Source organism: Streptomyces sp. NPDC031274 (genome assembly GCF_055570235.1).
In genome coordinates, this window is sequence record NZ_JBVIHP010000275.1 from 1 (window position 1) to 1309 (window position 1309).

2 protein-coding genes are annotated in these 1309 nt (G+C 70.4%); both read left to right on the forward strand.

The window, feature by feature from the left end:
- Positions 1–47: 47 nt before the first annotated feature.
- On the forward strand, positions 48–671 hold the full coding sequence (gene narJ / locus ACZ5CR_RS45620) for a nitrate reductase molybdenum cofactor assembly chaperone (RefSeq protein WP_468869701.1): 624 nt from the start codon (positions 48–50) through the stop codon (positions 669–671).
- Positions 668–1309: respiratory nitrate reductase subunit gamma (gene narI / locus ACZ5CR_RS45625; protein WP_468869699.1), on the forward strand; the 642-nt coding region annotated here is incomplete at its 3' end. The genes narJ and narI, both read left to right, overlap by 4 nt.

Here is a 1309-nt window from a genome sequence, read left to right on the forward strand (position 1 = left end):
TTCCGGTAACCGCTGACGACGTCCCGCGGCTCCGGGGTGGCCGTTGTCTGGGGTACCCATGGACCCGGTGGTACGTGGACCTGCCCGACTTGCGCGCGGCCCTCGACGGGGCGGCCCCGGGGGCCGCCGCGCTCCTCGCCGGGTTCCTCGATCATGTCGCCGCCACTGCACCCCTCGACCTGTGCGCGCACTACACGGCGACCTTCGACACCCGCAATCGCCGCTGTCTCTACCTCACGTGGTGGGCGGACGGCGACACCCGCAGGCGCGGCATGTCCCTCGTACGCGTCAAGCAGATCTACCGCGACCACGGCCTGCGGTACGCCGACGAGGAGCTGCCCGACTTCCTGCCCGTGGTCCTCGACTTCGCCGCCCGATGCCCGGAAGCGGGCACCGCCCTGCTGGAGGAGCACCGGGTCGGGGTCGAGCTGCTGCGGCTGGCCGTCGCGGCGGCGGACACCCCCTACGCGGCCGTTCTCGAGGCGCTCTGCACCACGCTGCCGGGCCCTTCCCCGCAGACCAGGGAGGAGGCCAAGGCGATGGCACGCAAGGGGCCGCCGCAGGAACTCGTCGGGATCGGGCCCTCAGGGGAGCCCTTCGGCGCCCGCATCGACCTGCCCTGGCCCACTCGGCCCACCGTCAACGGAATCTCCGAAAGGCCATCGGCATGACCGATCTGCTCCTGTGGGGCGTACTGCCCTACGTCTCGATCGCGCTGCTGATCTCGGGCACCGTCTGGCGCGCACGCTACGACCGGTTCGGCCGGACCAGCCACTCCTCCCAGCTGCACGAGTCGCGGCTGCTGCGGATCGGCTCGCCGCTGTTCCACTTCGGGATGCTGTTCGTCGTACTCGGCCATGTCGTGGGCCTGTTGATCCCGCAGAGCTGGACCGACGCGGTGGGCGTCAGCGATCACACGTACCACCTGGTGGCGGTCGGCACCGGCGCCGTCGCGGGCGCCGCGGCCGTCATCGGGATCGGGGTGCTCGTGCACCGTCGCCTGACGGTGCCTGCCGTACGCAGGGCCACCCTGCGCAGCGACCACCTGATGTACACCTTCCTGCTCGGCGCGATCGTCCTCGGGCTGCTTGCCACGATCCTCAACTCCACCGGGGCGACGGACGGTTACAACTACCGCGAGGGCATCTCCCCCTGGTTCCGGTCGCTGTTCACCTTCTCGCCCGACTACACGCGGATGGCGGGCGCGCCGCTCGCCTTCAAGCTGCACATCCTGTTCGGCTTCACCCTGTTCGCGCTCATTCCGTACTCGCGCCTCGTGCACATGTTCAGTGCCCCGGTGCGGTACGTC